Here is a 25,185-nt window from a genome sequence, read left to right as displayed (position 1 = left end):
GCTTATGCACTTGAGGGCGTATCTTTTCTTATTTTCTTGATGCGGGATCCTTCGTCAATAAGGTCTTGTAGGTGCGGTCGATGAAGGTGGCTCCGATCGGCGCAGTCAAAATGATCGCCAAGACGGCGACGCTCAAAATGATGCTGCCCGCTTCGACTCCAGCAGCCAAAGGGATCGAACCGATGGCCGCTTGGACAGTGGCTTTCGGCGTGTACGCCATCGCGGAGAAAATACGTTCCTTCGCATTCAGGTTTGTGCCTGAAACCGCCAGGAAGACCGCAGCCATCCGGAAAATCAAAGCTCCGAAAATCAAGGCAACAGCCGCTAAACCGGCGTCGCCCAAAGCAGTGATGTCGACAGCCGACCCGACCAGTACGAACAGGAAGATTTCGGCTGCGGACCAGATTTTTGAGAATTTATCATTCAGACGTCTGGCCAATTCCGGGCGTCTTTTCAATAAGGTGGCTCCGACAGCCATGACACCGAGCAATCCGGAGAAGGGGATGAATTTGGCAAAGGAATCCTCCGTCGCCACCAACAGGAAACAAGCGCTCAGCACCAGCATGACTTTCATCGTGTCACGGATGTGGAACGTCCTGAAGAGAAAAACCAGACCCAAACCAACCAACAGACCACCAAGCAGACCCAAGGCGATCGAAACCGGAACGGAAAGCAACGTGATTGCCTGGAACCCGCTGCCGGTGTACATGCCCATGAACGAGGTGAACAGAACGATGACGTAGACATCATCGACTGAAGCGCCAGCCAGAATCATCTGTGGGATCCCTTTGGCCTTGCCATAGCCACTCTCAATCAGCATAATCATGCGGGGAACAACGACAGCCGGGGAAACAGCCCCGAGAACGGCCCCAAGGATGGCAGCCTCAAGTAAAGTGATGCCCAACAAGTTCGGCGCCAACAGGATGACCGCCAGGATCTCGAACGTAGCCGGCAAAAAGGTCATCAGGACAGCAGGACGGCCGATCTTTTTAAGATCGCCCAAGTCCATCGTCAAGCCGGCGCGCACGAGAATGACGATTAAGGCGATTTTCCGGATATCCGCGGAAATGGCCAGCAATTCCGGCGCCATCTGATCCATTGCGTAAGGGCCCAACAGGATGCCGGTCAAAATCAAGCCCAACAAGCCGGGAAGTTGGAACCGGGTAAAGAGCGAACTGAGAAGAAAACCGAGTATGAGAATAAGCGCGATACTGTAAATCAAAAGCTGCACCTCCATATTGTTTCCACTAAAAAAAGCTGATGACGGACTGCGCCTATTGCGCAGAAGTCATCAGCTTGTATAAGCGGTTTAATCGATTTGCTTCGGGAGACATTCATTCCCTCGTTATAGATAGAATGATAGCATGTTTTCAGAAGGCAGACAAGGGGAAACAGAAATCGCTTCCTTGTTTTGGCGCTATTGCCAGAGCGAATTACTCTGAGAAGGTGTACCTTGTCAAAATTGCGATAATTGCCTAAAAATGATAGGATAAAAGTAAGCAAATTGCACGATCTAAGGCTGGGAGCCCGTAGTTGTGGGACTATTCAATTTTTCGACCGGCTGCTCCGACAAGTTTTTCCATCAGAAAAATGTGAGGTGGCATGTGTGAACGAAGTGAACAGAGAGAAAATTGTGAGTGAACTGAAAAGCATTCCTGGATTGAAAGGCATCGTGGGGCACGGTGGTGGAGACAATATAACGGAATCAGGCATCTTGCTGTATCATGTCGCCGGAGGACTGTCCAACCAGGAACTGGAACATGTGGTCTGCCGGATGGATGATACCGGGGTGTCCATACATTACAAACTAAGGGAAATCGATCCTGTTGTGCACGCCATTTCCGATTGCCTTGACGGGAAGATTTCGATCAAGCATAAGAGCGGCCATCCTTTCGGCGTCGTGAACAGCAGTTACGCGGCGGAAATCCATTATGGCCGGATTCTCTGGGAAGCACCGGACCATCCGCTTAAGTCGATGAAGGAAATGCTTGCAATGCAGGGAACATATCCGGAAAAGCTGCGCCAAGCGACGATTGCTTATTTCATGAAGGAAGCAACACTTTCGCTCGAAAATGGCCATGGTGCCGCTATGCAGGGGGGCATCCATTACGCGAGCGGCAGCTTCTTCCAAGCGGCATGTTCATGGGTTCAGGTCATCCATGCATTGAACCGGCAGTTCCTCTTGAACGAGAAGGGTGGCGTGAAACGCGCGAACCAGTTGCCGATCAGCCCAAAACAATTCCGCGTGCGCGTGAACCAAGTTTACCGCTATTTCGCCGCGAATAATCCGACGCTTGCCTATTGCGAAATCGACATGCTTGAGCAGGAGATGGCGGTGTTGGTGAAATCTTACGCGGAAGCGTAGATTCGAAAAAAAATTTGCTTGAAATCAGACGCATGCATCGTCAGATTAAGTATGTTGTGGAGGGATTACTGTGAAATTTTACGATGAGGATCAAAAAAAGATTCGTTACAAATTCGGCTTTTATAGCTTGTTGATCATGACAGCACTACTTTTTGTTTATATCTCAATGCCGGATGATAGACTTGGCGGGATAGCTCACCGAAGCGCGATCATGGTCATCATCATGATTAGTGCCCTTTTCTTTTTGGTGAATGTTGTCTATCGGCATGCTTTCTTTGACCAATATACGCGCCGACCTTTTTGGAGCAATGCTTTCTTTTTGGTGATGGCTGGGCTGCAGGCGCAGCAGGCTTACCAGTTGTATCAGCTGGGGATGGATCTCCCTAATCCGATCAATACGGTGGAATTTATGATGCTGCACGGTCTGCAGGTAGCCTTGCACCTTTCGATCCCTTTAACGTATGGTGTGCGTACATTTGTAGATTGGCTCTCAGCAAAGAAACTGAATGCGGAAGAAACCCGACAGTCGTCTTGAACGGCTGTTTTTTTATAGTCAGCCCTTAATTTTGTGAAACCGCTTACTTATTGCTAGGCTTAAGGAAAATGAACCAGATCCATTCAAAAAGAGGATGACCAACATGGAAATTTCAAGAATGACGGTCAAGGGCAAAGGTTTTGCCAGCGCGCCACCAGATGCTATCGCCATTTCACAGCAGTTGGAGGATATCCAGGATACGTACGAATTGGCGATGCAGCATGCCGCCTTGGCGCTGGAGCAAGTCCGGGAAACGTTGTTGCCGCTCGGATTCTCTAAAAAGGAAATCCGATCCACACACTTTTCAATCGACAGCGCGTATGAGCACAGGAACGATTTCCGCGGCGAAAACAAGCGCTACTTCCTAGGCTACCGCTACCGGAATGATCTTAAGATAACTTTTGAAAATGACAGCAAGCGCCTGGGCGAAATTCTGTTGGCTTTGTCGACTTGCGAAGCGAGTCCGGAATTTTCGGTCTACTTTTTCCTGAAGAATCGGCATGCAGTCGAGCAAGCCTTACTGGAGGATGCCGTGCGTGACGCCAAGGAGAAGGCGCAGATACTGGCTGCTGCGGGTGGTGTCATGCTTGGGAAAATCTTGTCGATCGATTATGACTGGGGCGAAATCGAAGTGCGCTCCCGCGTCTATGCAGCTTCATCGAAGATGGCCTATGACAGCGCGCCGATGATCGATCTCGAGCCGGAAGACATCAGCAACAGCGATACCGTGACGATCGTCTGGGAAATCTTGAGTTCACAAAAGGCTTGACGGGATCGTCTTTCAGAATCGAAAAGGTATACTGGAAAGCCCCATAGCTATCATAATATTTCCGCCCAACGCAAAAAAAATTCTGCAACATAACAGTACCGAGAAGCGCCGTGATGTTATATCCTATACAAGGCAACGCGTGTTACTTACAAAAATTCACACAAACTTCGCATTTGATAAGTATACTGAAGCTCGCTAGAAACATCATTAAAGGAGCATATCCATGAAACTGAAAGAAATGCTGTCTGATTATCAGCTGGGAGAGCAGCCAAAGTGGGATGGAGAACAAATAATCACCGGCATTACCGATAGTTCCAGGGACATCACGGACGGAATGGTATTTGTCGCCATTGCTGGCTTTGAAAAGGATGGCCATGATTATATTCCCCATGCAATCGCACAAGGCGCCGCTTTGATTGTTGGCGAGCACGATTGCCCAGAGGCATTGCCGATTCCTTACCTAAAAGTTGCCAACAGTCGCCAAGCGCTGGGCCAATTGGCGGATAAATTCTATGATCATCCGTCCGATAGGAAACGCGTCATCGGCATAACCGGCACGAACGGAAAGACGACGACTGCTTTTTTCCTCAAGCATTTGCTGGAGCAGCAAGGCTTTACCGTTTCCATGATCGGTACCCTCTACAATGAAATCAATGGGATCCAATATCCAACGCCGAACACGACACCGAATGCCGAAAAAGTGCATGAGTTGATTGCGGCGTCAAAGGATGACTTTGTCGTCATCGAAGTCTCTTCGCACGGGCTGACCCAATACCGTCTGGAGAGCGTCGCTTTCGACTACGCCCTGTTCATGAATCTGCAGCACGATCATTTGGATTACCACAAAACGATGGAGGCTTATTTCGAAGCCAAAGCGCTACTGTTCGACAAACTGAAGCCGGATGGGAAAGCGGTCGTCAATACCGATGACGCCTGGGGGGGAAAACTGACGCAGCGGCTGGTCGCCAAGGGGATAGTGGTCATCACCGTGGGTCATCAGGAAGATGCCACTTTGTCGATCAAAAAGATGACGAATCAGGATGTCACGTTGGACGTTTCTGATGAAACGTCGGTGTTGGATCCGCATATGCCCGGCGAACATAATCTCTATGATATTGCGATGGCTAGTGCGGTGATTCAGGATCTCGGCTATCCGTTGGCGGATGTTACGGAACAGATGCGTTCGTTTGCGGGCGTGCCGGGCCGGTACGAAATCGTCCATCTGAAGGATGGCGTCCACTGTATCATCGATTACGCGCATACGCCGGAAGCGGTCACTTCGATTCTGACGTCGATGCATAAGGACGGAGCGGAAAGAATCACTCACATTTTCGGCTTCCGTGGCAACCGGGATGCATCGAAGCGGGATGAAATGATCGCGGCTTCGATGGATCAGAGTGCGCGTGTGATTTTAACCACCGACGATTTGAATAGCGTTAAGGAAGAAGCGATGAGGCAGGAATATGCTGATTATCAGCATAAATTTGCTGGGAAGCATAAAATCGACATCATAATGGACAGGACCTTGGCCATCCAAGCAGCAGTAAATGAGGCTCGGGCAGGCGATTGGATTCTGATAACCGGCAAAGGCCATGAGAAATACAAGACGGATTATGCCTTACCGACTGCTTCCGACAAGGAAACGGTGCTGTACCTGAAAAATTCAGAAAAATAGAATGGTCATAAAGCTGTAAAACACTGAGAAAGAGCGTTTTGCGGCTTATTTGTTTTGTACGTGTTTTATATTTTTCCAGACTGCAGATGCGCGATCGGGGATGACTTGTGTTGTTATTGGATTGGGAAACCGAATTCGAGTACGAAATTCGATAACACGGGCTATCATGGAGGAAGGCTGATGATTAAAGTGAAAGGTTTCAATAAAAATTTTTATAAGTTGACGGTACTGAACGGAATCGATATAGTAGTGGAACGAGGGCAAGTTTTGGCTATTATCGGGGCTTCCGGTTCCGGGAGATCGACCTTTTTGCGCTGCCTGTATTTCCTTGAGCAGCCGGATAAGGTCGTTCTGAAGAAGAGAGCCTATTCGATAATCCGCAGCAAGCCCGAACCAAATAATTCTTGAACCAACTGGAGAATAAGAAAAGCTGAACGGGTTTGATATGCCCGGATTTATATAGTGAACCATCGAAAGGAAGCATGATACGATGACTGCAACGCAAACGGAAACACAAACTAAAACAGGACTCTACGAAAAGTTGGTCGCTTACCGGCGTGAATTGCATGCGCATCCGGAATTGTCCGCAAAGGAATTTGCGACGACTGAGCGTATCCGCCGCTGGCTGTCGGAGGAAGGAATCACAATCTTGGATTATCCGCTGGAGACGGGTCTGATTGCAGAAGTCGTGGGCGCACTACCTGGTCCGACCATCGCATTGCGTGCCGATATCGACGCTTTGCCAGTCAAAGAAGCAACCGGTTTGCCGTTCATTTCCGAAACGGAAGGGCTCATGCATGCCTGCGGTCATGATTATCATACAGCCTCCATGATTGGAGCAGCAATCCTGCTTCAGGGTAAAAAAGTGGCACTGAAAGGCACGGTCCGTTTCATTTTCCAACCAGCTGAAGAGATCGCACAGGGCGCGAAGTGGGTCGAAGCATCCGGTGCTTTGGAGGGCGTTTCTGCCATTTTCGGGATGCACAACAAGCCGGATCTCCCTGTCGGCACGATTGGCATCCGTGAAGGTGGACTGATGGCTAGCGCAGATCGTTTCGAACTGGAAATCCATGGAGTCGGCGGACATGCCGGCATTCCGGACTCGACCATCGATCCAATCGTCATCGCAAGCCAGGTCATCATCGGTCTGCAGACGATCATCAGCAGAAATACAAGTCCATTCCATAACGCAGTCATCAGCATCACACAGATCCACGGCGGCAACTCATGGAACGTCATTCCCGAGAAAGTCTACATGGAAGGGACCGTCCGCGCCTTCCAAAAAGAAGACCGCGAGAAAATCCCGGCCTTGATGCGCCGGACGGCCGAAGGGATCGCGGCCGGTTTCGGCGCAATAGCCGATTTCCGTTGGCACCCGTATGTTTCCATCGTGGACAATGATGTTCGCTTCAAAGCAATCATGGAAGATACAGCTGCCGAACAAGGCTATCGTTTCGTGGAGCCGAACCCAGTTGCTGGCGGGGAGGATTTCGCGCATTTTCAGACGCTGATGCCCGGATTCTTTGTGTTCATGGGCGTCGAAGGCACGCGTGAATGGCACCATCCTGAATTCAATCTCAAAGAAGAAGCCTTGGTGGTCGCAGCGGATTACTTCTCGGCTTTGGCTATCAAGGTGCTGGATCAATGGGAAGCCTGTCAGCATGCACAGAAATGATGGCGTCAGAAGCCCAATATGCGGCTCCGACCGATAACTCGATTGCCATTGCGTCTGAGGTTGTCTGATAAAACATATATATCTGATAAACCGGCGCTCAGAAGAAGAAAAGGAAAAAGAAATCCATTTTTCAATAGTCCGCGGATATTTTAAATGAACTATAATTTGCGTTATAATTAAGTGGCAAGCTGCCAATCCACAAAGCATCTAGGCAGCGAACCTCAAACTCCAAAAAGAAAGGATCCTCCCTATGGCAGACATCACATTTGAAATCGTCGAAGAACTCGGCATCCTGTCCACATCCGCAAAAGGTTGGACGAAAGAATTGAACTTGGTCAGTTGGAACGGCAGACCACCAAAATACGACATCCGCGAATGGAGTCCAGAACACGAAAAGATGGGTAAAGGACTGACCTTCAGCGAAGAAGAGATGGCGGCCCTCGCCAAAATCCTGAAATAACCGAAAAAACCAGCTGAAGTGTATTTGCTTCAGCTGGTTTTTCGATTTCAGCATTATATTAAGCATGGGCCGATCCGTTGCGTTTTCCGCGTTGATAGAAGAGGAACATCAAAAAGGCGGAAAGTAATGCCATGGCGGAACCGAAGTAGAAAGGAACCTGGTTGTTGAAAGTATCATATAACCATCCTCCAATCAGACTGGCCGGCAGCAGCGTCATCCCCAAGATAGCGTTGTAGAGGCCCAGACCGGTCCCTTTCTTTTCCTTGCCGATGATGTCGGATACCAGGGCTTTTTGGATGCCATCCGTTGCGGCGCTGTAAAGACCGTAAAAAGCGAATAGACCGACGATGGCGAAAGGGGTAGTGGCCTTGCCGAAACCAAAATAGATCAGCGAGAACATTAGATAGCCGCCGATGATGATCCGCTTGCGGCCAATATTATCGGACAGTTTCCCGAGTGGAACGGCAAAGGTAACCGAAATCGCGTTGAATACCAGATACATGATCGGGATGAACGCATCGCTGACGCCGACGTCACTGGCTTTGATCAAGAGCAGGGCATCCGTCGAATTCCCCAATGTAAAAAAGAAAACGATGGCCAGAAAAAGGTAGAAGTCCTTGGGGAAATCCCGAAAGGCTAGTTTTCCGAGCCGCTCCGATTTAGCGCGTTTGGCTTCCTTAACAAAAAAGATGATTGACAGAAGCCCCAGAAATCCCGGGATAGCCGCAAATAGAAAGACACGCCGGTAGTCGCCGGGGAAGGAAGCCAATACGGCGAAGGCGATCAGTGGGCCGACGATGGCGCCGCTATTGTCCATCGCTTTATGGAAACCAAAATTCAGGCCGGCATTGTTGTTTTCTTCCGAAGAGCCGGCCACAAGACTGTCCCGGGGAGCTGTTCGGATGCCTTTTCCGACGCGTTCAACAAAGCGGATCGACAGGACCTGCAGCGGCGTCGTCACGAAGGCGAAGAGTGGAGAAAGGAGGGCAGTGATGCCGTAACCGATGATCATGAATGGCTTGTTGCGGCCGATCTTGTCGCTCCACCAGCCGGAGAGGGATTTCAGGACGGAAGCAGTGCTTTCGGCGATCCCTTCGATCAGGGAGATTTCCGTTTTCGAAGCGCCCAATGTCGTCAGGAATAAAGGCAGGATGCTGTAGACCATTTTTGTCGTCGTATCCGTTAGGAAACTAGTCAAGCCGACAAAGAAAATATTGCTCTCGACGCCGAGGATCCGCTTTTTATTTTTCTGATTATCCGCCATCTCGAAAACCTTCTTTCCGATTATTTCGTCATCTTCATTAAATTCCTTTTCGGGTAAAAAGTCTAGCAGAGGGACCACTCAGGCATGTCCTTTCCGCGCAATTCGGCCAAATGGATAATCAAACGGATTTTTGGTAAAGTGTACGTGTTGAGATGTCCGGACTGAACAGGTTTTGAGGGAGGAATCGGAATGAACAGATTGCAGTTCAATCAAACAACATTATTCTTGGCGAAAGGCGACATCACCCGTTGCGAAGTCTATGCCGTCGTAAATGCCGCCAATGAGAGTCTGCTCGGCGGTGGGGGAGTCGACGGCGCCATCCATCGTGCCGCCGGTCCGGAATTGTTGGCCGCCTGCCGTCTTTTGAACGGGTGCCCTACCGGTGAGGCGAAGCTCACACCCGGCTTCCGGCTCAAAGCGGCTCATGTCATCCATACGGTCGGTCCGATTTGGCGAGGCGGAATGCATGGTGAAGCTGATTTGCTGGCCTCGTGCTACCAAAAATCGCTGGAATTGGCCGATGCCCATGGAATCCGGACGCTTGCCTTTCCGGCGATCAGCACCGGCATTTACGGCTTTCCGCTGGAACAGGCGACCGCAATCGCTGTCGGTACCGTTCTGAAATATCTGGAAAATCAGCCGGAATCCGACATCACAGAAATAACCTTTGTCTGCTTTGACGATGCGACAGTGTACGCCTATGAGCAGGCATTCGAAGAATTTGAAAGGGGAACTGACTGATGTTTTTATTTTTTGACGTATTGCCATTCCGAAAGCAACTTGAATACAACCAGACCATCACCTGTAGCCGTTGCGGTCATTTTGGACGCTATGAGGTCTATCTCGTGGGCAATCGCTTCCGCCTATTTTTCATCCCGGTCATCACCTTCGGGAAAAAGTACCTCGTCCGCACAACCTGTTGCGACACATGGTATCTGCTGGATCCGCATGTAGGCAAAGCGATTGAACGGAAAGAAACGGTCTCGATCCGCGACAGCGATCTGCAAATGTATCAGACTGGCGAACCGCTTGAAAGTAGCTGTCCCAACTGCGGTGCCTCCTATCCTCAGGGCGCACATTTTTGTCCGAATTGCGGAGTGAAAGTGGATGAAATGGATCGTTAAGGAATTGTCCAGGAAATAAATGAAAGACGATTATCTGTAAGCGTTGCAAAATGTCCAATTATGGTATACTATCACTATCGAAAATTGTAAGGGGTGGTCATAATTATATGTTAACGAATAAAGAAATCAGATCCACGGCCAGAGAATATTTACGCGGCAATTATAAAATGGCGGTCATCAACCTGATCCTTATCACGATCGCGAATAGTACCATGCAATCGGTAGTCAGAACGCTGACGGGCGAAAGCGCGTTGAACATGCAGATGACAGGGGAAACCTTGCCGAATTGGGATTCCGTCTTCTCGATGCAATCCTCACCTTTCCAAACGACCCTGAATGTGGTCCTTTCGATCATCGTGGCGCTGATTATCGGCTCCATGCAGATGGGGAACGAATGGGGGTACCTGGACATGCTGGACGGTACGCCGCTTTCGTCAGGCCATCTGCTGAAACCATTTGAAAATCAGTTGTTTAAGACGCTTGGCGTTCTGGCGCTGCAGGCTATCTATGTCATTCTATGGTCCGTGTTGCTCATCATACCTGGCATCATGAAGCTTTACGCTCTGGCATTATCGAACTTCATTTACTTCGATAATCCGGATATGAAAACGACGGACATCCTGAGACAAAGCGAATCCTTCATGAAAGGCAAGAAGATGAGACTTTTCCAACTGGATCTGACTTATTTTGTCATCTACCTGATTCCTGTCGCGTTGTTCATGGGTGTCGGAATAGCCGCTTTCAACATGTATGCCGGATCTGCGACCGCTGATCCCGATGCCTTGCTTTACCAACTGCTTTTGTTGATTGGCTTGATGTTGGCGGCGTTCGCCATCTTCGGCATCCTGACCTTCATCGTTGAACCGAGAAGGAAAGCTGCGCGCGCGGTCTTCTATTCCGAAGTTCTGAAGGAAGAAAATCTCATTATCGGCTGATCGGCCCATATCTTATTAACTAAATTTTCAGAGAAGGAGCGAAATAATGGAGCAAAGAATAAAAAGAGAAGCACCAAGCATCACAACCGATTTGCGCAGTGATACAGTGCAAGTCCCGGGCGTGATCCGGAACTGTTCAGGAATCCGGATTTTTGGAAAACGAATCAAATCCCTGATCTTTACGACGGATATTGCTATTATCCTGAATAACGATGCGGATGCCGTCATCGCGGTTTATCCATTTACCCCGCATCCGGCGGTTATCCAAAGCATTGCCAATGTCTCAACCATTCCGATCCTTTCCGGTGTCGGAGGGGGGACAACCCAAGGCAAACGCAGTGCCAACATCTCTTTGTTTTCGGAGGCGCAGGGGTCCTTGGCTGTCGTCGTCAATGCGCCGACACCGATCGATACCATCAGACAAATCGAGGAAACCGTGGATATCCCGATCGTCTGTACGATCGTGACGGAATACATGGATATTCAGGAACGGTTGGATGCCGGAGTTGATATTCTGAACGTCAGCGGCGGGAAGGATACGGCCTACATCGTGAGCCGCATCCGGGAAAATTTCCCAGATGTTCCGATCATCGCGACGGGCGGACCGACGGATGAAACGATTCTCGATGCGATCAACGCCGGAGCCAATGCCATCAGCTGGACGCCTCCCTCCAACGGCGAATTGTTCCGCCGCAAGATGGACAAGTACCGCAACAAAGAGCGCGAGCGCTACATGCAGGAGCACCAAGGCATGACGATCGAAGAAGTCGAAGACTTGGAAGATCACAGAGATTAACCTGTTGAAAAAACGCACAAGCAGCGGCCGGGACTGTCCCGGCAACTGTTTGCGCGTTTTTTTTTTGGTGTCATGAGAAAGAATACTACAAGTCGGAAATCATACCGCCGTCGACGACGAATTGCGAGCCGGTCGAGTAGCTCGAATCATCGGATGCAAGGTAGATGACCAGATTGGAGACTTCTTCCGGTTTAGCGGTCCGTCTCAAAGGAATGTCCTTTTCCAATTGTTTGATGTATTCATAGACATCACCCTGTTCAGCCATCGGTGTTTCGATGATGCCTGGGTGGACGGAATTCACGCGAATGTTGAACGGGCCAAGTTCAGCAGCAGCTCCCTTTGTCATCCCAGTGACTGCGTGTTTGGACGCGCTGTAGGCGATGGCGGTAGGCGCACTGACCAATCCGTCAACAGAGGAAATGTTGACGATCGAGCCGACACCCGCTTTTTTCATGGAAGACACGACAGTTTTCATGCCCAGGAACACGCCCAGTTCGTCGATTTCAAATGTCAAACGGAAATCCGCTTCCGTCAATTGATCCAATGTTTTGAAGATGCCGACGCCGGCATTGTTGACGAGCACCGTAACCGGACCGAATTTTTCCTCGGTCAATGCAATGACCTCTTCCCAATTGGCTGATTTTGAGACGTCAAGCTTCATGAAGACGGCATTTTCGCCGATTTCCTCAGCCAAAGCCTGTCCGGCCTCTTCATTGATGTCGGTCACGACTACTTTGGCGCCTTCCTCCGCGAATTTGCGTGCGTGCATGGCACCCATCCCTTGTGCTGCTCCTGTGATGATTGCTACTTTGTTGTCTAATTTACCCATTGTAGATAGCTCCTTTGGATTCTTTGTTTTGCCGCTCCCTAATTGTTTGGGATAACTTGTATAGGCTTACAATCATGTTAATCCTATAATGAATCGGAATCAATATTATTGCAGCATATTTATCTATTCACAAATGAAGTGCTTCCACAAAATTCGTGAGTGGGTGTGAACATTGCATTATTAACGCCCGTTTAGGCATATTTAAACATTTGAACAGAAAATGAACAAATGTCCTTTATGCCGACAATGGAATAATTTGATCAATATGCGTGTAATCATGATAGGAATCAGTGGGACTTGTCTGGATTCAAGTGCTTCAGCCAATCAACGGAAGTGAGCCGAGACAGACTTGACTCAGGTGTATTTTTTTTAAATTATCGGCCAATAATATATAATAAGGGTATGAAATGAAAACGATTTTCGGATTGTCTGGGTGAGGTTGGCAGAACCAGAGCCAGCGATGTGAAAAATAGAATATTGGAGGTATTCGTATGAAATGGAAGGGTGGAAGAAGAAGTTCCAACGTGGAAGATCGACGCGGCAGTGGCGGCTTTTCGACGGGTGGCGGCGGACTAGGCGTGAGCGGTATGGCAGGCGGCGGGATTTTTGGGATAATCATCATGATCATCATTGCCCTGTTCGGAGGGGGAGACCTGTTTGGCGGTGGCGGCAGCACGCCGACTGAAACGCCACAGACAGGTGTCACTGAAACGAGCAACAAGACCGAGGACGAGATGGCAGAATTTGTATCCGTTGTATTGGCCTATACTGAAGATGCCTGGACACAAGAATTTGCCAACAACAATATGGAATATGTCGAACCGACACTGGTGCTGTTCAGCGGACAGGTGCAATCTGCTTGCGGTGTAGCTGGTTCACAAGTCGGACCGTTCTACTGTCCGGCCGATCAAAAATTATACATCGACTTGAGTTTCTACGATCAGCTTTCGCAAGAGTATGGCGCGTCCGGCGACTTTGCGATGGCCTATGTCGTCGCTCATGAGGTCGGACATCATGTCCAGAATTTGCTAGGCATTATGGATCAGGTGCAAAGCAGTCGTAATCAGTTAAGCGAAACGGAATACAATGAGCTGAATGTGCGGTTGGAACTGCAGGCCGATTACCTGGCCGGTGTCTGGGCAAATTATGTCCAGGAGCAGGGCGTCCTTGAGGAAGGCGACTTCGAGGAAGCCTTAACAGCAGCACATGCTGTAGGGGATGATACCTTGCAGAAAGAGAACCAAGGCTATGTCGTACCCGACAGCTTTACGCACGGTACTTCCGAGCAACGCATGCGCTGGTTCACGAAAGGTTTCGAAATCGGCAACCTGAGCGGCGGAGATACGTTCAATATCGGATATGATGAACTTTAATTTATGAAGAATTTAGTTGAGCCTGTCGCGCTGCGGCAGGCTTTTTTTGGGGGCATTCAATGTACTTCCATCCGATTGACACAAGCAGTCTGTAGGATTATAATATAACTAACACATGAACAGTTAATCATATGTAATGCGGAATCATTCCGTTTTCGGATAAATAATACGAATACTTAGGGCTAAGGAGTGATGAGATGTCCGAGAAAGTAAAGCAGATTGAATGGTATTTGGACGAATTGGATTGCGCCAATTGCGCCAGCAAAGTTGAGGCTGGCATCGCGAAAATAGAAGGGATACTCGAAAGCAATGTGAACTTCATGACGAAGACTCTGCGGATCGAAATCGAAGGGGATCAAGAGGCGGATATTTTACCGAAAGTGAAACAAAAACTCAGTGTACTTGAGCCGGATATCCATCCGACTCTGAAAAAAAGCGGCGCACCTATTGGAGTGGATGGGTTTCCGATAGGATTGAAACATCCCCAAGATGACTTATCCACAAACGGGCACGAACATCACGACCAGGATGCTGCACATGAACACACGCATGCGCACGGCGAAGGGGGTAAGGACGAAATCCGGAAAGCCGTCATCCGATTGGTTGTAGGCTTTGGAATCTTGTTGGCGGCGATTTTCGCCCCGGTCAGCGGAACGATTTCGCTGATCTTGTTTGTGACTGCGTACATGGTTGCGGGCTATGACATCGTTTGGAGCGCGCTCTTGAACATCAAGAACGGCCAATTGTTCGACGAAAACTTTCTTATGACGATTGCAACTCTGAGCGCTTTCTACATTCAGGAGTATCCAGAAGCGGTAGCTGTGATGCTGTTCTATCAGCTGGGGGAACTTTTCCAGGACATCGCTGTCGACAAGTCCCGCCGTTCCATCGCCGAACTGATGGACATCCGACCTGATTACGCAAACGTGAAAACAGCAGCCGGTATCGAAAAAGTGGCACCGGAAACTGTCAAAATCGGCGACATCATCCTGATTCGCCCTGGTGAAAAAGTTCCGTTGGACGGGAAAGTAGTGAGTGGAACCTCCGCTGTCGACACCTCGGCGTTGACCGGCGAATCGGTACCGCGTGGCGTGAAAGTCGGCGACAACATCCTGAGCGGGTTCATCAACAAAAACGGGGTCATCGAAGTCGCAGTCGAAAAGCTGTTTGCTGAGTCCACCGTCGTCAAGATTTTGGATTTGGTGCAGAACGCCAGCGGCCGAAAAGCGCCGACGGAAAACTTCATCACCAAATTCGCCCGCTATTACACGCCAGTTGTCGTCATCGCGGCCGTTATGCTGGCGGTCGTACCGCCGATCGTCATCCCGGGCGAAAGCTTCAATGAATGGCTTTACCGGGCCAGCATTTTTCTGGTCATCTCGTGTCCTTGCGCTTTGGTCGTTTCGATTCCGGTCGGTTTCTTCGGCGGCATCGGCTCGGCCTCACGCAAAGGCATCCTCGTCAAAGGGAGCAACTTCCTCGAAGGTCTGAATGATGTCAAAACGGTCGTGATGGACAAGACCGGAACGTTGACGGAAGGCAAGTTCGCCGTAACCAAGATCGAAAGCGCCGGCGAGTTGACGGAGAATCGATTGCTGGAACTGGCGGCCTATGCAGAACTGCATTCCAGCCATCCGATTGCCGATTCCATCAAGGAGGCCTACGTCAAAGCGATAGCTGAAGAGCGGATTGGCACCACAAATGATATCCCAGGGCAGGGTTTGCAGGTCGTTGTCGATGAGCAAGAGATATTGGTCGGTAATGCCAAACTGTTGGAGAAATTCGGCATCATCCATGCCCCGGCTCCTGAAACCGGGACGGTTGTGTATATCGCTGTGGATAAACACTATGCCGGCTACATCCTGATTGCTGATGCCATCAAAGCTGATGCGAAGGCCACTATCGCCGGATTGAAGGCGAGAGGCATCCGCACCATCATGCTGACCGGGGATTCCCGTGCGGTAGGCGAAGCAGTCGCCAAAGAAATCGGCATCGATGAAGTCCACGCGGAACTGCTTCCGCAGGACAAAGTGACGAAGCTGGAGGAAGTGTTGGCGAGCAAACGCAAAGGCGAAAAAGTCATCTTCGTGGGCGACGGCATCAACGATACGCCGGTGCTGGCCCGTTCCGATATCGGGATGGCGATGGGCGGATTGGGATCCGACGCCGCCATCGAAGCGGCCGACATTGTCATCATGGACGATCAGCCATCGAAGATTTTGACCGCAATCACCGTGGCTGAAGAAACACGTAAAATCGTCTGGCAGAACATCATTTTTGCAATGTCGGTCAAAGGGGTGTTTCTGGTTCTCGGTGCGTTCGGCATCGCTACAATGTGGGAAGCGGTCTTCGCCGATGTCGGCGTGACCGTGTTGGCTGTCCTCAACAGCATCCGCATCCTGAAAAAATAATCGTTAGTATGTGGGGGCCGCCAGCGGTCCCTATTTTTTGTCTGCTCCGGCGCTCATTGGAGCACCGCGTTGCAAACGAGCGTCAGCTCCGATGAGCGCATGGCTGACCGAATGTAGTGCGAATAAGATTTGGCTGAACTCCGGGGAGGCTTCCTTCATCGGAGTTGGGGTCTTAGCTGCGCTTCTGTCCTCCGGCGAGGCCCACGTTCCCCGGAGTTCAGGCGAACTGACGTGGACGCTGGCGTCCGCCACATACCTTAAAGCTTCCTAAGCGGATTATCCACACGGCTGTGCTACAATGAAAAAAGAATAAAAAACGAAAAGTGAGTGATGAGATTGGAAAACGGAATCCGTAATTTTGAGTTTCAAAATCCTACAAAAATAGTTTTCGGCAAAGACCAGATCAAGCGCATCAATGATTTGATCCCGAAAGACGCAAAAGTGCTGATTTTGTACGGCGGCGGCAGCGTCAAGAAGTTCGGCACTTTCGACCGCGTTGTCGAAGCCTTGGGCAACCGTGAGTGGGCTGAATTCGGCGGCATCGAGGCGAATCCGACCTACGAAACGCTGATACAAGCAGTCGACAAGATCAAAGCGGAAGGCTATGACTACTTGTTGGCAGTCGGCGGCGGCAGCGTCATCGACGGCGTGAAATTCGTTGCGGCCGCTGCGGTCTTCGCGGGTGATCCTGTCGATATGTTCGGCAGCGGCGTAGGCCAGGGACTGCCGGTCACACAAGCACTGCCTTTCGGTACAGTATTGACGTTGCCTGCCACTGCATCGGAAATGAACAACAATTCGGTTGTCACCTTTGTGGAAAAGCAAGCGAAGATCAGTTTCGCCAGTCCACATACTTATCCACAATTCTCCATCCTTGAACCGGAAGCGACCTACACATTACCGAAACGCCAACTGGCGAACGGTGTCATCGATTCCTTTATCCATGTGATGGAGGCCTATCTGACGTATCCGGTTGACGCAAAAGTGCAGGACCGTTGGGCGGAAGGGTTGCTACAAACATTGATTGAAATAGGCCCGGACGTAGTCGATGAGGACAACCACGACTATGCGACGCGCGCCAATTTCATGTGGACAGCGACGAATGCGCTGAATCGTTTCATTTCCCCAGGTGTTCCCCAGGATTGGGCTACGCATCAACTGGGCCATGAGATGACGTTGGCGTTTGGGATCGATCACGCCCGCACTTTATCGATTGTCCTTCCAGCTATGATGAAAGTCCGCAAGCAACAGAAATGGGATAAACTGCTTCAATATGCGGAACGCGTGTGGGATATCCGCAGCGAATCCAATCTGACCGATGAAGAAAAAATCGATTTGGCGATCAAAAAGACCGAAGACTTCTTTGCCAGTCTTGGCGCACCGATCCGTTTCTCCGATGTCGAGTTGGATGAAACCGACATTCCGGGTCTTGTCGAAGCGCTCGTCCGCCACAAGAAAGAGAACATTTCCGAGCGCGGTGATTTTACTACAGAGGATGCAAGAGCCGTCTACACGGCTGCACTTTAAAATATTGTTTATATTTTATCACAACGGACTCCCTATAACTGGGGAGTTTTTTTGTACATTTTGCTCCTGTTAATTTAATAATTTTTAAAACTAATATAGTGACACTCTATAATATATGGTAATATTGAAGTAAGAGAGCATCGGAGTCAATGGGAAAGAAGGGTTGCCAATTGGAGAATAACCAGAGCATTTTCGATACAATTTGCCGTTTGCGGGAAGAACAGCCGGGCCTGCCTTATCGATTTCAGGATGAGCGGACGGCTGGGCAAAAAGATGTGCTTTATGTCCTTGCTTCCGAAGGGATCCCTTTTTGGCGGAAAGAGGACTTGGCGAAGGAGTGCTGCGGCATCCTGAAGGACCTTGTCAACAAAGAAGAAGCGATCCTGACAGATCCTGTCCTGCGCCATTTCCTGGAGCATTATCCGATCTGCAGTTATTTCCTGGAATTGCGCGAAAGGGTGCGGATAACTTTGGAAGCGGAATCGGGAGCGCGGGAACGTCTTTATCACCTCGGCATGCGGCTGGCCCGCAGCGGCACCGATCCGGAGCAGGTGAAATTGGGCATCATCCTTTTGGGTTTCTTTCCATATGATACGACCAAACAGATCATGCGCACACTGGGTTACCACAGCGAGTACAGCTTGTACGTGCTCGAGAGCATCCAGTTCGTTTTCCCTCTGCAGAACAATTTCATCTTCGAATTGGCCAAGCACACGGTCGGTTACGGGAAGCTAGCGGCCATGTTCCTGCTGAAGCCGGTTACCTGGGAACAGCAGCACTGGATGCTGCATGAAGGCATCAAGAGCGATTTCCTAGCCAACATCTATACCAATCTCTGCATTCAGAAAACGGACATGCGCGCCTATTTCAAAAAGACGGAGATCACGGCCGCCAATTTCACGGATTTCGCCTATCTGATCTGTTATGCGGACTACAACAATGATAGCGTGACCATTGATGCCCAGTTGGATTTCCTGTATAAGTTCATCGACAAGCGCGACTATGCGGCAAGCTTCATCGATCTGGGCGCGCTCGTCAGCATCTGGTATCAGGTAGTCGACTTTTGGCAGCAGGATTACGATTTCATCAGTCAAAATGAGACGAAATACCGTCGCACCAAAACCATGTGGGATACCCGCATCGCCCGCTACGAAAAGCTGGTGCATAAAGTCGAAAGTTTCCTGCATCAGCCCAAATGGCGCCATATCGTGTATCAAGAAATTTCTGCCCCTCAGGAATCGGATAGCCTGATCATGAGAGCGCTCGTCTATCTGAACATGCATCCCGATTTTCCGGCCTTCATGGAAGTGCTGAGTCGGCAACCTTTGGGATTCAACATGCTCGATTTCTTCCTGAAAATCAATCCCGAATTCTATTTCGACGATGTCTGCGAATACCTCGAAGCGATCCTGAACCCGGATCTTTATGCGCTCCCTTTGGAAACAGAAGAGCCGGAAAATCCGAGCGTTACGGATCTGATGCGCGCCGACGAATGGTTGCTGCGCCTGTTCGAAGTGATGAGCGAGAAACGCAAATACAATGAAGCCTGGTGCATCCGCGGCATCCATTACCGCCATGCCGGCGTGCGCAAAAAAGCAGTCCAAGTACTGCAACAACACAGAAAAAAATGGTCCGACCAGGTGGAACATGAACTCCAGGTTGCCCTTGAAAAAGAGCCGAACATCAAACTGAAGCGGCAAATCGACAGACTGTTGCAGCCGGAAAATCTGAAGAACCAAAAAGAAAGTCGCTATTTGAAGGTAAAGCAGCCGCCATTGAGCCATGCCCATACGGATAAGGAATTACTGCATACGTATATCGCCGGCACACAGTTCCATGAGCTGAGCGGAGCCGCCGATTTCCTGAAACCGGGGGACCTACTTCAGCTCGTCCGCGAGACCGATAATGCCTACGACGCGAATGCCATCGCCGTTGCGACGCAAGCCGGCTACATGTTGGGTTATGTGCCACGGTCGGAGAATGCAGTTCTGGCCAATTTGTTGGATGCCGAAGAGCGCCTTTACGCGATCTTGGAATCGCCGACAGTCGAGATGGAACGGCCGAAAATCACCATCGTTCTGAAACGGACCTTTTTCCAGGCGCAGCCGACCGAGCAGGGCCAAGGCATCATCCTGCCGTTCCCACCGCCCAAGAAAAAGAAATACGAATAAGAATAAAAGCTGAACGGGTTCGTTCAGCCCTGAAAGAAATTTAGGAAATCTGGCCCTGAATGAGCATCGTAGAGCGCAATGGGTCAGATTTATCTAATTTCCGAAGGGCTAACCCGTGAAGCTAGCCAACGGCTTGGACTGCATGAAACATTTTGCAATCCTGTGAAACACCTGCGGTGATGCTCTTTTGGTTTGAATAATTTTATAAATTGCTTTATGTAAGGAAAAGAGGAACACCGAAAGAACAGGGTGTTCCTCTTTTTGCGCGGAAATGAACTTGACTATTTCGCCGGAAAGTCGAAAATGGGAAGAGAGCGTTAATTTGACATAAAGGGGCATAAATATATGAATTTTGGGAAACTATTGGGTACATTGATCGTGGCATTCATCGGAGGCTGGGCTGGGATCCGTTTCCGTGTACCGGCTGGTGGAATGATCGGCTCGCTAGTCGCGGTCGCAATCTACAATTATTTTTCGCAGATGGGCTATATGCCGGCCAATCTGAAGATCATCGGCCAAATCATAATCGGTGGGACGATCGGCATGAACTTCACGAAGAGCAGCTTGGCCGAAATGAAACAGGTGTTTTTCCCTGCCGTCACTTCCGTGCTTATTTTGTTGACGGTCGGGGTGATTGCAGGCTATATCCTGCATAAAGTGGCCGGAATCGATTTGATCACGGCATTGCTAGGGACATCACCGGGTGGGTTGACGGATATGACTATCCTCGCGGCGGCTTTTGAGGCGGACACGATCATAGTCTCCTCCATCCATCTCGTACGGCTGTTCTCGGTCATTCTGTTGATGCCCATCTTTGTCCGGATCATCAGCACGTACATCAATAAATAAGCAAAAAAACAGTGGAGCGGAAAATCCGAATCGGATTCTCCGCCTCACTGTTTTTTACAATTGCTGTTATTCGTATTTCTTCAGGAAGAACAATCCCAGTGTCCCAAGTCCGGTATGCGAACTGATCGTGGAACCGATTGTGTTCACATAGATGCGGCGCGGATGGAAATGTTCTTCGATGTATTGGCGCATCTCTTCGATGGCTTCGGGATCGTCGCTGTGGCAGAGGAAGACATTCTGTTCCTGTATCATCTCAGCCTCATCGCGCAAGCGTTCGTACATCCGGTTCATGACTTTTTTGCGCCCACGGAGTTTTTCGACGGGGATCAGTTCGCCGTTCATCACTTCAAGCAAAGGTTGGATATTCAGCAATCCCCCCAAAAAGGCGCTGGATTTCGAAAGTCGGCCGCCTTCGGCAAGATAATTCAGATCCTTGACCGTAAACAGAGACACGACGTTTGCAGCTGTAAAACGGACACGCGATTCAATTTCATCCAAAGTGAAGCCGGCCTCGCGCATTTCGATTGCTTCAACGACGGACAAGCCTTCACCTACGGAGGCGCTCATGGAGTCGACCAAACGCAGATCAAAATCCGGAAACTCCTCTTTCAGTTGCTGGTAAGCCAGAAAGGCTGCTTGGTAAGTGCCGGACAGCTTGGCGGAAAGGGAAATGTAGATGCCCGATTCACCGGCTTCAGCCGCTTTCCGGAAACCGGAATGGAATTTTTCCAAGGACACTTGGCTCGTTTTCGGATGACCGCCGCGCGCGATCATTTCATAGACTTTATCGGCTTGGATTTCGATCATATCTTCGTATTCGCCGGTATCCAGCAGAGTGGTCAACGGGAATACTTCCACATCATTTTCCTGCAGATAGTCATAAGCCAGATCACAAGCACTATCGGTAAATATTTTCATAATAAACGCCTCCTCCAGCGCGAGTTCTATCACGGGATATTCCGTGGTCCACTCAACAGTATAGCACGTTTCGGATGGTTGGAAAATTTCGGCGCGAGGGTTCCCCGAGAGGAGCCGAGCCTCTGCTAAAATCCAGGCTCAATCGTTCAGTTCGCCGAGCTCCTCCTTGATCAGTAGCGCAGTCTTCTCCGGGATACCCAACGCCTTGAAATCTTCATAGCTGGCTTCACGGATGTTCTTCATCGTCTTGAAATGCTTCAGGATCTTCGTGCGGGTTTTCGGTCCGACGCCTTCGATCTCATCCAATTGCGAAGAGATGCTGTTCTTGGCGCGCACTTGGCGATGGAAGGTGATTGCGAAGCGGTGGACCTCTTCCTGGATCCGCTGCACGAGATGGAAGGCTTGGCTGTTCGGACTGAGTTCTACGATTTCATCCTTCTCGCCGAAGATGAGCGAGGAGGTCTTGTGCTTCGTGTCCTTGACCATGCCCGCCACCGGGATGTCCAGTCCGAGTTCGTCCTCAAGCACCTCCTTGGCGGCATGCACCTGGACTTTTCCGCCATCCATCAGGATCAAGTCCGGCATGGCACGTCCTTCGCGCAGCAACCGGCTGTAGCGGCGGCGGATGACTTCCTGCGTCGTCGCGAATTCATTGCTGCCTTCGACCGTTTTGACCTTGTATTTCCGGTAGTTTTTGCGCTCAGGCTTGCCGTCCCTGTAAACGACCATCGCGGAGACCGGATTTGTTCCTTGGATGTTCGAATGGTCGAATGACTCGATAATCTCTAGATATTCGATGCCGAGCGCCTCGGAAAGTTCCTGGATGGCGCCGACCGTCTTGTGGGTGTCACGCTCGATCAGCATGAACTTCTCAGTCAATGCCAACTCGCTGTTCGTGATTGCCAGTTCAAGGATGCTGCGCTTGCTGCCGCGGACAGGGGTGTGCACTTTCGTTCCGAGTGCTTCCTGCAGCAGCTCCGTGTCGACGCCTTTCGGTACGAGGACCTCCTGCGGCAGGATGTGATTGGGATCCTGATAGAACTGCATAATGAAGGAAGCCAGCTCTTCCTCCGGCGTATCGTAGCAAGGGAAAAGGGCGGCCTCACGTTTGATGATCGAGGATCTGCGCAGTAGGAAGACCTGGATCGACAGCCAGCCTTTGTCCATATGGAAAGCAAAGACGTCGCGGTTCGTGTAGTCCCGGGACATGACCGTTTGTTTTTCGACGGTCGCTTCAATGTAGCTGATCTGATCACGGTAATCGGCAGCCTGTTCGAAGTTCAGGATGTCGGCGGCGCGGTGCATTTTTTCCCGCAGATCCTTTTTGATCTCCTTGACTTCGCCGTTCAGGAAAGCGGCAATGCGTTTGATTTGGGCATCGTATTCCTCTTTCGACACCTCGTGGTCGCAGCAGCCGATGCATTGGCCCAAATGGTAATAAAGACAGGCGCGCTTGGAATTCTTGGCGCACTTGCGCAACGGGTAGATCTTCTGGATGAACTCCTGCGTCTCAGTCGCCGCGTAGACGTGCGGATAGGGGCCGAAGTAGAGGCCACCGTCATCCTCGACCGTCGAAGTGATGATGAGCTGAGGATCCTTTTCGTTCGTGACCTTCAGATAAGGATACATCGTCCCTTGCTTCAGCTTGATGTTGTATTTGGGCTGGTAACGCTTGATCAGGTTGATCTCCAGCAACAGCGATTCCTTGTTCGTTTTGGTGACGATCGTTTCGAAACGGTCGATGTCCGCGACCAACAGCTGCGTCTTGCCTTCGTGCTTGCTGTGGAAGTAGGATTTCACGCGGTTCTTCAAATTTTTGGCCTTGCCGATGTAGATGATTTCGTCATCCTTGTCCCGCATAATGTAGCAGCCGGGCAAGTCGGGCAGCAACGCCAATTTTTGGTTAATTTCTTCTCTGCTCATCCGTTTCAATCCTTTTACTTTTTGTTAAGAATAGTATAACATGAATGGAAACATACGTTCAGCCGTTTGATTCCGAAAAGGACGGTTGACGCAGTCATTCAGGGGAAAAAAACCGTTTCTCCAGCAAGGAAGTGCAAACTGTGTGATCAAGCAAATGAAATATGAAAAGTGGCAGCGTCAAACCGCTCTCTTTTTGGGCAGCCAGACGATTTCCCTGTTTGGCTCGTCACTTGTCCAATACACGATATTCTGGTACCTGACCTTGGAAACGCAATCCGGCGTCATCATGACTTTATCGACCATTTTTGGCTTTCTGCCGACTTTCTTCATCTCTCCTTTTGCCGGGGTATGGGCCGATCGCTATAACCGGAAACGCCTGATTGTCTTTTCCGATGGCATCACCGCACTCTCGACATTGGTGCTCGTCCTGCTGTTCTTAGCGGGGCAACGTTCAATCTGGATTCTGCTGGCGACATCGGCCATCCGCGCAGTCGGTGCGGGCATCCAGATGCCGGCGGTCGGCGCCATCCTGCCTCAGATCGTTCCGGAAAAGGAATTGACCCGGATCAACGGACTAAACGGCAGCGTCCAGGCCGTCGTCATGCTGATTTCCCCGATGATCAGCGGCGCGCTTTACCAATTTGCGCCGATGGAAGGTATTTTCATGATTGATATCGTGACTGCGGCTTTGGCGATCGCTATTATGGTGTTCCTTCTGAAAGTCCCTACGCATGAAAAAGCCAGCCAAGAACAGATCAGTAATTATCTGGAGGACATGAAGCTTGGTTTCAGCTACATCCAAAATCACGCCTTCATCAAAAGGCTGTTCCTGTATTTTTCCTTAGCTTTCCTGATGGCAGCTCCGGTATCGTTTCTTTCCCCGCTGCAGGTCGCGCGTTCATTCGGTGAAGATGTTTGGCGTTTGACGGCGATCGAAATCGCCTTTTCCATCGGGATGATAGGCGGGGGCCTCTGGATTGCGTCATGGGGAGGGTTCAAGAACCGGATCCATTCAATCGCATTTGCGATCGGGGCGATGGGCCTGTGCACTTTCGGGATGGGCGTGATCCCGAATTTTTGGATTTACCTCTTCCTGATGGGTCTCGTCGGTCTCGTCATCCCTCTCCTGAACGCGCCGAGCATGACGTTGCTGCAGGAAAAAGTCGAGGAAGATTTCCTTGGCCGCGTCTTCGGCGTCCAAAGCATGGTCGCAAGCTCGATGATGCCGCTAGGGATGCTGATCTTCGGACCGCTGGCGGACCGGATGGCAATCGAAATCCTGATGGCCGTATCGGGGGTGTTCCTGATGGTCGTAACCTTCTTCGCCATCCGCGACCGGGTCTTGCTGGAAGCGGGGAAACCGGAACCTTCGGACACCGGAAAAGAATGAAACTAAAGACTGGAGCTGCCGCATTGGGCAGCTCTTTTTTGTGGTTGTCCGATACTATGCGTTTATCGGACAAGCAGTGCTCCAAACGCGACGCGGTTGTCCGATACTTTATGTTTATCGGACACTGAAGCGCAAGACGAGCAGCAAAGCATAATTGTCGGCAAACCACAAAGAAGAACCCGTCCAAAAATCAGAC

The 25,185-nt window shown here is 50.3% G+C and carries 22 protein-coding genes and 1 riboswitch; of the genes, 17 read left to right on the top strand and 5 right to left on the bottom strand.

Features of this window, described 5'->3' with window-relative positions; all coding sequences use genetic code 11:
• Nucleotides 1-28: 28 nt before the first annotated feature.
• Nucleotides 29-1,222, bottom strand: a complete 1,194-nt coding sequence (locus AC0J5I_RS01350; RefSeq protein ID WP_475302556.1) for a cation:proton antiporter domain-containing protein — start codon at nt 1,220-1,222, stop codon at nt 29-31.
• 53 nt (nt 1,223-1,275) lie between these two features.
• Nucleotides 1,276-1,351: riboswitch (Fluoride riboswitch) on the bottom strand.
• 255 nt (nt 1,352-1,606) lie between these two features.
• Between AC0J5I_RS01350 and AC0J5I_RS01345 the strand changes: the two genes are divergently transcribed.
• The 7 genes from AC0J5I_RS01345 (at nt 1,607) to AC0J5I_RS01315 (ending at nt 7,479) form a co-directional block, all read left to right on the top strand.
• Nucleotides 1,607-2,365, top strand: coding sequence for a hypothetical protein (locus AC0J5I_RS01345; protein ID WP_475302552.1), 759 nt, complete (start codon nt 1,607-1,609; stop codon nt 2,363-2,365).
• A 70-nt stretch (nt 2,366-2,435) separates the two neighbouring features.
• The gene (locus AC0J5I_RS01340) at nt 2,436-2,900 is read left to right on the top strand and encodes a hypothetical protein (protein WP_475302548.1); all 465 of its coding nucleotides are present in this window, start codon (nt 2,436-2,438) and stop codon (nt 2,898-2,900) included.
• 103 nt (nt 2,901-3,003) lie between these two features.
• Complete coding sequence (locus tag AC0J5I_RS01335) at nt 3,004-3,669, top strand: SIMPL domain-containing protein (RefSeq protein ID WP_475302544.1); 666 nt, start codon at nt 3,004-3,006, stop codon at nt 3,667-3,669.
• Nucleotides 3,670-3,892: 223 nt separating this feature from the next.
• A complete protein-coding gene (locus AC0J5I_RS01330; RefSeq protein ID WP_475302541.1) occupies nt 3,893-5,344 on the top strand; it encodes a UDP-N-acetylmuramoyl-L-alanyl-D-glutamate--2,6-diaminopimelate ligase in 1,452 nt (483 codons plus the stop codon).
• 180 nt (nt 5,345-5,524) lie between these two features.
• Nucleotides 5,525-5,752 carry an ATP-binding cassette domain-containing protein gene (locus AC0J5I_RS01325; RefSeq protein WP_475302537.1) on the top strand — a complete coding sequence of 76 codons (228 nt, stop codon included), beginning with the start codon at nt 5,525-5,527 and terminating at the stop codon, nt 5,750-5,752.
• 82 nt (nt 5,753-5,834) lie between these two features.
• A complete protein-coding gene (locus AC0J5I_RS01320) occupies nt 5,835-7,019 on the top strand; it encodes an amidohydrolase (protein ID WP_475302533.1) in 1,185 nt (394 codons plus the stop codon).
• A 250-nt stretch (nt 7,020-7,269) separates the two neighbouring features.
• Nucleotides 7,270-7,479, top strand: a complete 210-nt coding sequence (locus tag AC0J5I_RS01315; protein WP_107995643.1) for a YdbC family protein — start codon at nt 7,270-7,272, stop codon at nt 7,477-7,479.
• A 58-nt stretch (nt 7,480-7,537) separates the two neighbouring features.
• On the opposite strand, the gene AC0J5I_RS01310 is transcribed toward AC0J5I_RS01315, so the two are convergent.
• Nucleotides 7,538-8,743 carry an MFS transporter gene (locus AC0J5I_RS01310; RefSeq protein WP_475302527.1) on the bottom strand — a complete coding sequence of 402 codons (1,206 nt, stop codon included), beginning with the start codon at nt 8,741-8,743 and terminating at the stop codon, nt 7,538-7,540.
• A gap of 189 nt (nt 8,744-8,932) precedes the next feature.
• On the opposite strand from AC0J5I_RS01310, the gene AC0J5I_RS01305 reads away from it, so the two are divergent.
• The 4 genes from AC0J5I_RS01305 to AC0J5I_RS01290 all read left to right on the top strand — a co-directional run bounded on the left by AC0J5I_RS01305 (nt 8,933) and on the right by AC0J5I_RS01290 (nt 11,598).
• The gene (locus AC0J5I_RS01305; protein ID WP_475302522.1) at nt 8,933-9,484 is read left to right on the top strand and encodes an O-acetyl-ADP-ribose deacetylase; all 552 of its coding nucleotides are present in this window, start codon (nt 8,933-8,935) and stop codon (nt 9,482-9,484) included.
• Entirely contained in the window at nt 9,484-9,867 is a 384-nt protein-coding gene (locus AC0J5I_RS01300; RefSeq protein WP_475302519.1) for a zinc ribbon domain-containing protein, read from the top strand. Before AC0J5I_RS01305 ends, AC0J5I_RS01300 begins: the two co-directional genes overlap by 1 nt.
• A 107-nt stretch (nt 9,868-9,974) precedes the next feature.
• Entirely contained in the window at nt 9,975-10,802 is an 828-nt protein-coding gene (locus tag AC0J5I_RS01295) for a DUF975 family protein (RefSeq protein ID WP_159072172.1), read from the top strand.
• A gap of 46 nt (nt 10,803-10,848) precedes the next feature.
• A complete protein-coding gene (locus tag AC0J5I_RS01290) occupies nt 10,849-11,598 on the top strand; it encodes a hydrolase (RefSeq protein ID WP_475302513.1) in 750 nt (249 codons plus the stop codon).
• A gap of 85 nt (nt 11,599-11,683) precedes the next feature.
• Here AC0J5I_RS01290 and AC0J5I_RS01285 read toward each other — a convergent pair whose 3' ends face one another.
• Nucleotides 11,684-12,427, bottom strand: a complete 744-nt coding sequence (locus AC0J5I_RS01285; RefSeq protein WP_475302510.1) for an SDR family NAD(P)-dependent oxidoreductase — start codon at nt 12,425-12,427, stop codon at nt 11,684-11,686.
• Between the two features lie 491 nt (nt 12,428-12,918).
• Between AC0J5I_RS01285 and ypfJ the strand changes: the two genes are divergently transcribed.
• The 5 genes from ypfJ to AC0J5I_RS01260 all read left to right on the top strand — a co-directional run bounded on the left by ypfJ (nt 12,919) and on the right by AC0J5I_RS01260 (nt 20,758).
• Entirely contained in the window at nt 12,919-13,800 is an 882-nt protein-coding gene (ypfJ, locus tag AC0J5I_RS01280; RefSeq protein WP_475302506.1) for a KPN_02809 family neutral zinc metallopeptidase, read from the top strand.
• 197 nt (nt 13,801-13,997) lie between these two features.
• Nucleotides 13,998-16,211, top strand: a complete 2,214-nt coding sequence (locus AC0J5I_RS01275) for a heavy metal translocating P-type ATPase (RefSeq protein ID WP_475302501.1) — start codon at nt 13,998-14,000, stop codon at nt 16,209-16,211.
• Between the two features lie 336 nt (nt 16,212-16,547).
• Nucleotides 16,548-17,738 carry an iron-containing alcohol dehydrogenase gene (locus AC0J5I_RS01270; RefSeq protein ID WP_475302497.1) on the top strand — a complete coding sequence of 397 codons (1,191 nt, stop codon included), beginning with the start codon at nt 16,548-16,550 and terminating at the stop codon, nt 17,736-17,738.
• 170 nt (nt 17,739-17,908) lie between these two features.
• Nucleotides 17,909-19,909, top strand: a complete 2,001-nt coding sequence (locus AC0J5I_RS01265) for an HIRAN domain-containing protein (RefSeq protein WP_475302493.1) — start codon at nt 17,909-17,911, stop codon at nt 19,907-19,909.
• A gap of 345 nt (nt 19,910-20,254) precedes the next feature.
• On the top strand, nt 20,255-20,758 hold the full coding sequence (locus tag AC0J5I_RS01260) for an AbrB family transcriptional regulator (protein ID WP_086985711.1): 504 nt from the start codon (nt 20,255-20,257) through the stop codon (nt 20,756-20,758).
• A gap of 66 nt (nt 20,759-20,824) precedes the next feature.
• Here AC0J5I_RS01260 and AC0J5I_RS01255 read toward each other — a convergent pair whose 3' ends face one another.
• Nucleotides 20,825-21,676: a DegV family protein gene (locus tag AC0J5I_RS01255; protein ID WP_475302489.1), complete on the bottom strand. Its 852-nt coding sequence runs from the start codon at nt 21,674-21,676 to the stop codon at nt 20,825-20,827.
• A 138-nt stretch (nt 21,677-21,814) separates the two neighbouring features.
• The gene (uvrC, locus tag AC0J5I_RS01250; RefSeq protein WP_475302485.1) at nt 21,815-23,599 is read right to left on the bottom strand and encodes an excinuclease ABC subunit UvrC; all 1,785 of its coding nucleotides are present in this window, start codon (nt 23,597-23,599) and stop codon (nt 21,815-21,817) included.
• Between the two features lie 142 nt (nt 23,600-23,741).
• On the opposite strand from uvrC, the gene AC0J5I_RS01245 reads away from it, so the two are divergent.
• A complete protein-coding gene (locus AC0J5I_RS01245) occupies nt 23,742-24,989 on the top strand; it encodes an MFS transporter (protein ID WP_475302481.1) in 1,248 nt (415 codons plus the stop codon).
• Nucleotides 24,990-25,185: the final 196 nt, after the last annotated feature.

This window comes from Trichococcus sp. TS_SC_9 (assembly GCF_056156325.1).
Note: the sequence above shows the minus strand (reverse complement) of the source record. Positions and strands in the feature narration are given on the sequence as shown.

Excerpts from the sequence above, each read along its gene's own strand:
- AC0J5I_RS01335 (WP_475302544.1), top strand. The coding sequence starts at position 3,004 with ATGGAAATTTCAAGAATGACGGTCAAGGGCAAAGGTTTTGCCAGCGCG.
- AC0J5I_RS01330 (WP_475302541.1), top strand. The coding sequence starts at position 3,893 with ATGAAACTGAAAGAAATGCTGTCTGATTATCAGCTGGGAGAGCAGCCA.
- AC0J5I_RS01325 (WP_475302537.1), top strand. The coding sequence starts at position 5,525 with ATGATTAAAGTGAAAGGTTTCAATAAAAATTTTTATAAGTTGACGGTA.
- AC0J5I_RS01320 (WP_475302533.1), top strand. The coding sequence starts at position 5,835 with ATGACTGCAACGCAAACGGAAACACAAACTAAAACAGGACTCTACGAA.
- AC0J5I_RS01315 (WP_107995643.1), top strand. The coding sequence starts at position 7,270 with ATGGCAGACATCACATTTGAAATCGTCGAAGAACTCGGCATCCTGTCC.
- AC0J5I_RS01310 (WP_475302527.1), bottom strand. The coding sequence starts at position 8,743 with ATGGCGGATAATCAGAAAAATAAAAAGCGGATCCTCGGCGTCGAGAGC.
- AC0J5I_RS01305 (WP_475302522.1), top strand. The coding sequence starts at position 8,933 with ATGAACAGATTGCAGTTCAATCAAACAACATTATTCTTGGCGAAAGGC.
- AC0J5I_RS01300 (WP_475302519.1), top strand. The coding sequence starts at position 9,484 with ATGTTTTTATTTTTTGACGTATTGCCATTCCGAAAGCAACTTGAATAC.
- AC0J5I_RS01295 (WP_159072172.1), top strand. The coding sequence starts at position 9,975 with ATGTTAACGAATAAAGAAATCAGATCCACGGCCAGAGAATATTTACGC.
- AC0J5I_RS01290 (WP_475302513.1), top strand. The coding sequence starts at position 10,849 with ATGGAGCAAAGAATAAAAAGAGAAGCACCAAGCATCACAACCGATTTG.
- AC0J5I_RS01285 (WP_475302510.1), bottom strand. The coding sequence starts at position 12,427 with ATGGGTAAATTAGACAACAAAGTAGCAATCATCACAGGAGCAGCACAA.
- ypfJ (WP_475302506.1), top strand. The coding sequence starts at position 12,919 with ATGAAATGGAAGGGTGGAAGAAGAAGTTCCAACGTGGAAGATCGACGC.
- AC0J5I_RS01275 (WP_475302501.1), top strand. The coding sequence starts at position 13,998 with ATGTCCGAGAAAGTAAAGCAGATTGAATGGTATTTGGACGAATTGGAT.
- AC0J5I_RS01260 (WP_086985711.1), top strand. The coding sequence starts at position 20,255 with ATGAATTTTGGGAAACTATTGGGTACATTGATCGTGGCATTCATCGGA.
- AC0J5I_RS01255 (WP_475302489.1), bottom strand. The coding sequence starts at position 21,676 with ATGAAAATATTTACCGATAGTGCTTGTGATCTGGCTTATGACTATCTG.
- uvrC (WP_475302485.1), bottom strand. The coding sequence starts at position 23,599 with ATGAGCAGAGAAGAAATTAACCAAAAATTGGCGTTGCTGCCCGACTTG.